Consider the following 6377-nt stretch of genomic DNA (forward strand, 5'->3'; position numbering starts at 1 on the left):
GCGATCAATACAGCGCGGTCTACCTGATGCGCCGCCATCGCCAGCAAGCCGGCTCCTACGGATTGTGTAAAGGCAAAAAAAATGGGCGCCGATGAGGGCGCCCATTTTTACAGTGACCGCATAGCTAATTAGCCGATAGTCATCAGACTGGCATTACCACCCGCTGCAGCAGTGTTGACGCTCAGCGCACGTTCAATTACCAAACGCTCCAGCGCAATATTGGTCTCGCCTTGCGACAAACCATGAACACCGACAATGGCGCCAGCACGCTTGGCCACTTGCTGGCACACCGCACGCAACTGGTCCGAATGGCCATGATGCAGAACTGCATCAAACACCACTTCATCCTTGTTCCAGTCGGACACCAGCTTGATGCGTGCCTGAACATCCTTCGGCAAGCGTGCGAACAACGCCTTGGTCAAATCAGCGTCCGGCCACACCGCCGAACCGCCGACAGCCAGCACCGCTGCCAGTTGCGTCAGCAGATCACCTTCGACTTCCGCCAGGCACAGCACGTGTTCGCGCGGCAGGATGGCGTAGCTGTTGCGCTCGCCGGTCGGACCGGCCAGAACACGGGTGATCCCGCTTTGCGATTGCGCCGTGAACTGCACGCACAGGGTGCTCAGGTCGGCAAATTTGTTGCTGTCGGCCCAGGCTTTCAGGGCGGTCAGCGGCTTGCTCATGGCGTCGCGCAGACGAACGTCCGGCGCTACGATGGCGTCACCGCGAGCGAAGGATTGTTCGATTGCATCGGTAGGACGCGTCGACAGCAGGCGGTACAGGTACAGCGGACCACCGGCTTTCGGACCAGTACCCGACAAACCTTCGCCACCGAACGGTTGTACGCCAACCACGGCGCCAACAATGTTGCGGTTCACGTAGACGTTACCGGCGTTGACGTTGTCGATCACCTTGGCGATGGTTTCGTCGATGCGTGTATGCACGCCCAACGTCAGGCCATAGCCGGAAGCGTTGATCTGGCCGATCAATAGATCGATGTCTTTGCGCTTGTAGCGAACCACGTGCAGCACTGGACCGAAGATCTCCCGTTGCAGCTCGTCGAAGCTTTCCAGTTCGATCAGGGTCGGCATCACGAAGGTGCCGCGTTTGACTTCTTCGCTGTTGGCGATGGCCACCTGGTACACGTTGCGACCTTTGTCGCGCATGGCCTGGATGTGCTTCTCGATGCCCGCCTTGGCTTCGGCGTCGATCACCGGGCCGATGTCCACGGACAGGCGCTCAGGGTTGCCGAGACGGCATTCAGCCATGGCGCCTTTGAGCATTTCGATGACACGGTCAGCGGAATCTTCCTGCAAGCACAAGACGCGCAGTGCCGAGCAACGTTGGCCGGCGCTGTCGAAGGCCGATGACACCACGTCGATCACCACCTGTTCGGTCAGTGCCGAAGAGTCGACGATCATCGCGTTCTGGCCACCGGTTTCGGCGATCAGCGGAATTGGACGGCCCTGGGCATCCAGGCGGCCAGCGATGTTGCGTTGCAGCAGGCGGGCAACTTCGGTGGAACCGGTGAACATCACGCCTTTGACGCGATCGTCGCCGACCAGACCGGCACCGACGGTTTCGCCACGGCCCGGCAGCAGTTGCAGCACGCCTTCCGGAATCCCGGCTTCGAGCAGCAAGCGCACGGCTTGAGCGGCTACCAGCGGGGTTTGTTCCGCAGGCTTGGCCAGCACCGGGTTACCGGCGGCCAACGCCGCAGCCACCTGGCCACTGAAAATGGCCAGCGGGAAGTTCCACGGGCTGATGCAGACAACCGGGCCCAGTGGGCGGTGGGCGTCGTTGGTGAAATCGTTGCGTGCCTGCACCGCGTAATAACGCAGGAAGTCCACGGCTTCACGCACTTCGGCGATGGCGTTGGCGAAGGTCTTGCCAGCTTCTCGAGCCAACAGGCCCATCAGCGGCTGGATCTCGCCTTCCATCAAATCGGCGGCGCGTTCCAGAATCGCGGCACGTTCGGCGGGCGGGGTGGCCTGCCAGATCGGCGCGGCGTTCAGGGCGCACTGGATCGCGTTGTCGACGTCTTCGACGGTGGCTTCCTGCACATGGCCGACCACGTCACGCAGATCGGACGGGTTCAGCACCGGCGCAGGGGTTTCAGTGCTGGAAGCGCAACCGAGCATCGGCGCGGCTTTCCAGTGGTTGTGAGCAGTGGCCAGCAAGGCGCAGGACAGGGAAGCCAAACGATGTTCGTTGGCCATGTCGATGCCGCTGGAGTTGGCGCGCTCGGCGCCATAAAGATCACGCGGCAGCGGGATACGCGGGTGCGGCAGGCCGAAGCCGCCTTCCAGCGTCGCCATCTGCTCGATGCTGGCCACTGGATCGGCCACCAGCTCCTGGATCGAAATGGATTGGTCGGCGATCCGGTTGACGAATGAGGTGTTCGCGCCGTTTTCCAGTAGGCGACGCACCAGGTACGCCAGCAGCGTTTCGTGAGTACCGACCGGTGCGTACACACGGCACGGACGGTTCAGCTTGCCTTCGGAAACTTTACCTACAACCTGTTCGTACAACGGTTCACCCATGCCGTGCAGGCACTGGAACTCGTACTGGCCGGGGTAATAGTTCTGACCGGCGATGTGATAAATGGCCGACAAGGTGTGGGCGTTGTGCGTGGCAAATTGCGGGTAGATAACTTCCGGCACCGACAGCAACTTGCGTGCGCAGGCGATGTAGGAAACGTCGGTGTACACCTTGCGGGTGTAGACCGGATAGCCTTCCAGGCCTTCGACCTGGGCGCGCTTGATTTCGCTGTCCCAGTACGCGCCTTTCACCAGGCGGATCATCAAGCGATGACGGCTGCGGCGAGCCAGGTCGATCACGTAGTCGATCACATACGGGCAACGCTTTTGATATGCCTGAATCACGAAGCCGATGCCGTTCCAGCCGGTCAGTTGCGGCTCGAAGCACAGGCGTTCCAGCAGATCCAGCGACAGTTCGAGACGGTCAGCTTCTTCGGCGTCGATGTTCAGGCCGATGTCGTACTGCTTGGCCAGCAAGGTCAGTGACAGCAGGCGCGGGTACAGCTCGTCCATCACGCGCTCGTACTGCGCGCGGCTGTAACGCGGGTGCAGTGCCGACAACTTGATGGAGATGCCTGGGCCTTCATAAATCCCACGACCGTGGGACGCTTTGCCGATCGAGTGAATGGCTTGTTCGTACGAGGCCAGGTACTTCTGCGCATCGTGCTCGGTCAGTGCCGCTTCACCGAGCATGTCGTAGGAGTAGCGGAAACCTTTGGCTTCGAACTTGCTCGCATTGGCCAAGGCTTCGGCGATGGTTTCGCCGGTGACGAACTGCTCGCCCATCAGGCGCATGGCCATGTCGACGCCCTTGCGGATCATCGGCTCGCCGCTTTTGCCGATGATGCGGCTCAGGGATGAAGTCAAACCCGCTTCGTTATGCGTGGCGACCAGTTTGCCGGTCAGCAGCAGGCCCCAAGTGGCGGCGTTGACGAACAGTGACGGGCTGTTGCCCAAGTGTGGATGCCAGTTGCCGGTGCTGATCTTGTCGCGGATCAGCGCGTCACGGGTGCCTTTGTCCGGGATGCGCAGCAGCGCTTCGGCCAGGCACATCAGTGCTACGCCTTCCTGGGACGACAGAGAAAATTCCTGCAGCAGACCCTGAACAATCCCGGCACGGCCACCGGCGCTTTTCTGATTGCGCAGTTTTTCGGCAATCGATGCGGCGAGCTTATTCGTGGCTTCGGCCATGGCGACCGGCAGGCGAGCCTGTTCGATCAGCATCGGCACCACTTCCGGCTCAGGGCGACGGTAGGCGGCGGTGATCGAAGCGCGCAGCACCGATTGCGGCAGGATGCTTTCGGCGAACTCCAGGAAGCACTGGTGCGCGTGGTCGGCATGGACTTCACCGGCGTCGTCAGCGTCTTTGCTGATCAAACCACTCAGCTCGGACAGGGTTGCACCACCCTCGAGTTTTTCCAGGTAATTGAAAATTGCCTGCTTGATCAGCCAGTGCGGCGTGCGATCAATCGAGGTCGCGGCAGCCTTGAGGCGCTCGCGGGTCGGGTCGTCAAGTTTGACCCCAAGGGTGGTGGTAGCCATTTTTTATCCTCATGTTTGCCACGATTGCGTGGCATCAGCTGGCGGCAAGATTAGCCGTGCAACTGTTGAGGTGCAACCGGGTGCAACCCTTTTTTTGTCGGAATAACAGGCAGCTCGTCAGGAAATAAATTCTGGTACGGCAGTGCTGCATCGGGTGGGTGCTTTTTAGAGCGGTCGGCATTCGCGCTTGCTTCGAAAAGGAGCAAAAACGTGGTTTTTAATTATATTTCCGACTGGGTGCAACTTATTCTCACAAAATGGGTTGCACCTTATTTGTGTTGTTGAATAGGATTCGCGCCCCAAGGTGCAACCGGATGAAAAACCGGTGCGCCGGCTGATGGCTTTCCTGGGGAAACATCAGTCTTAAATGCGCAGGCTTCGAAATCATCTGAACAAACATTGTCGTTTGTCGGCGGTTTCACACGCTGGCGCTACATAAAAACAAAGCCAGGGCATCACTTAATGAGCGTAAGCAATCCAACCCTGATCACGTTTGTGATCTACATCGCAGCAATGGTGCTGATCGGCTTCATGGCCTATCGCTCCACCAACAACCTTTCTGACTACATTCTGGGCGGTCGCAGCCTGGGTAGTGTCGTGACGGCTTTGTCCGCTGGCGCCTCCGACATGAGCGGCTGGTTGTTGATGGGTCTGCCGGGCGCCATCTACATGTCCGGCCTGTCCGAAAGCTGGATCGCCATTGGCCTGATCATCGGTGCTTACCTGAACTGGCTGTTCGTCGCTGGCCGTCTGCGTGTGCAGACCGAGCACAACGGCGATGCCCTGACCCTGCCGGATTATTTCTCTAGCCGTTTCGAAGACAAAAGCGGCCTGCTGCGGATCATTTCTGCGGTGGTGATTCTGGTGTTCTTCACCATTTACTGCGCATCCGGCATTGTCGCTGGTGCCCGTCTGTTCGAAAGCACCTTTGGCATGTCCTACGAGACAGCGCTGTGGGCCGGCGCTGCGGCGACGATTGCCTACACCTTCGTCGGCGGTTTCCTGGCCGTGAGCTGGACCGATACCGTACAAGCCACGCTGATGATCTTCGCCCTGTTGCTGACGCCGATCATCGTGCTGCTGGCGACCGGCGGCGTCGACACCACATTCCTGGCTATCGAGGCACAGGACCCAAGCAACTTCGACATGCTGAAAAACACCACCTTCATCGGCATCATCTCGCTGATGGGCTGGGGCCTGGGTTACTTCGGCCAGCCGCACATCCTCGCGCGTTTCATGGCGGCGGATTCGGTCAAGTCGATCGCCAACGCCCGTCGCATCTCCATGACCTGGATGATCCTGTGCCTGGGCGGCACCGTGGCGGTGGGCTTCTTCGGTATCGCTTACTTCTCGGCCAACCCAGCTGTTGCAATGCCGGTGAGCGAGAACCACGAGCGCGTGTTCATTGAACTGGCGAAAATTCTCTTCAACCCATGGGTTGCCGGTATCTTGCTGTCGGCCATTCTGGCTGCCGTAATGAGCACCCTGAGCTGCCAATTGCTGGTGTGCTCGAGCGCCCTGACCGAAGACTTCTACAAAACCTTCCTGCGTAAATCCGCTTCCCAGGTCGAACTGGTCTGGGTCGGCCGCGCCATGGTCCTGGTGGTTGCCCTGATCGCCATCGCGATGGCTGCTAACCCGGAAAACCGCGTGCTGGGTCTGGTCAGCTACGCCTGGGCCGGTTTCGGTGCTGCGTTCGGTCCGGTGGTGCTGATCTCCGTGATCTGGAAAGACATGACCCGCAACGGCGCACTGGCCGGCATCCTGGTTGGCGCGATCACCGTGATCGTCTGGAAACACTTCGAACTGCTGGGTCTGTACGAAATCATCCCTGGTTTCATCTTCGCCAGCCTGGCGATCTACATCGTCAGCAAACTCGGCGCGCCGACTCACGGCATGCTGCAGCGTTTCGCTGCTGCCGAGGCAGATTTCCGCCTGAACAAGTGATGGGGGAGCTTCGGCTCTGACCTATCGCCGCACATGAAAACGGCCCGCTTCCATTTGGAGGCGGGCCGTTTTTTTTGCCTGTGCAATTTTCGAATCCCTGTGCGTACCCCTGTAATTGGATGGACTCGCCCACGCCGAGGCGTCAATGCGCCACGGTGGCAGTCTAAGAAGCCAACGGCAGCGAGGGCGAGTCCATGAAAAAGAATACGACGCTTAAACAGTCCCTGTCTTCAACCGATGTGTCGGCCTGTACGACAGTGGCGGTCGATCTTGCCAAGCAGGTCTTTCAGGTCGCAGGCGAAGACGCTCTGGGCCAGGTGCTTTATGAAGAACGCCTCAAATCGCGTG

General features: G+C 59.6%; 2 protein-coding genes and 1 pseudogene. 2 read left to right on the forward strand and 1 reads right to left on the reverse strand.

Annotation, left to right across the window (positions count from 1 at the left end):
* Positions 1 to 128: 128 nt before the first annotated feature.
* The gene (gene putA / locus AC1DWM_RS23780) at positions 129 to 4082 is read right to left on the reverse strand and encodes a trifunctional transcriptional regulator/proline dehydrogenase/L-glutamate gamma-semialdehyde dehydrogenase (protein ID WP_223520029.1); all 3954 of its coding nucleotides are present in this window, start codon (positions 4080 to 4082) and stop codon (positions 129 to 131) included.
* A gap of 462 nt (positions 4083 to 4544) precedes the next feature.
* On the opposite strand from putA, the gene putP reads away from it, so the two are divergent.
* Positions 4545 to 6029, forward strand: a complete 1485-nt coding sequence (gene putP, locus AC1DWM_RS23785; RefSeq protein ID WP_223520031.1) for a sodium/proline symporter PutP — start codon at positions 4545 to 4547, stop codon at positions 6027 to 6029.
* Between the two features lie 239 nt (positions 6030 to 6268).
* A pseudogene (locus AC1DWM_RS23790) lies at positions 6269 to 6377 on the forward strand (IS110 family transposase); the annotation flags it as partial.

Source organism: Pseudomonas sp. P4_C8 (genome assembly GCF_056401975.1).

Excerpts from the sequence above, each read along its gene's own strand:
- putP (WP_223520031.1), top strand. The coding sequence starts at position 4,545 with ATGAGCGTAAGCAATCCAACCCTGATCACGTTTGTGATCTACATCGCA.
- putA (WP_223520029.1), bottom strand. The coding sequence starts at position 4,082 with ATGGCTACCACCACCCTTGGGGTCAAACTTGACGACCCGACCCGCGAG.